Origin of the sequence: Nonomuraea antimicrobica (genome assembly GCF_039536965.1) — a bacterium.
In the GTDB taxonomy this organism is placed as follows: domain Bacteria; phylum Actinomycetota; class Actinomycetes; order Streptosporangiales; family Streptosporangiaceae; genus Nonomuraea; species Nonomuraea antimicrobica.
In genome coordinates, this window is record NZ_BAAAZP010000262.1 from 1 (window position 1) to 670 (window position 670).

The window sequence follows — 670 nt, forward strand, 5'->3', positions numbered from 1 at the left end:
TCGTTGTCGAACGACTGGGCCCGTCGCAGCTCGTGCAGCTTGAGCATCCGGAACAAGATCGGGGACACGTCGATCGCGTCCAGGGTGATCTCACCTGTGGTGGCCATGAGCGCCCAACGATCCCGCGTCGGCAGGGTGCCCACTGGTTCGGTTGTCCGCGTGGTCCCGCCGTTGCCGTAGTAGGCCATGAGGAGCGACCGCAGGCCCTCGGGTACGGCGACGAGCGACTGATGGCCCGTCGACGTGATGGTGCGCGCGGGCTCGCCGACGCTGGTGCAGTGTTCCTTTCCGTCACCCTTGCTGCCGTTGTTGCGCATCAGGAACGCGGGCGGCATCCAGTCGGGGTGTACGCCGAGCCCGTGATGGAAGCCGCCGGCCGTGACCGCGTGCGCGGGGTCCTCGAACGCGGGCCTCGACTTGAACTCGTCGCCACCGCCACGGAACGGGAACACGAGCGGCTGCATGTCCGGCTTCGACACGAGCGCATGGTTGGAGCCGTCCGCAACGAGCGTCGCCGTTGGATCCTTGGACGGGTCGAACGTCCGCACCCGGTCGGACCGGAACAGGCTGAGGAACGAGTCCGGAGGGAACGCCACGGCGTCCTCCAGTCGGGTGGTGCTCGTCCGCTTAGTGGTCTGAGTTGTAAATCCTTCGGGGGTTATGCGGCGGG

At 67.2% G+C, this 670-nt stretch carries 1 protein-coding gene; it reads right to left on the minus strand.

The genetic code is table 11. The annotated features are described in order from the left end of the window. Positions 1-596, minus strand: a 596-nt coding sequence (locus ABD844_RS52325; RefSeq protein WP_425568809.1) for a hypothetical protein, incomplete at its 3' end; no start/stop codon positions are given. Positions 597-670 lie beyond the last annotated feature (74 nt).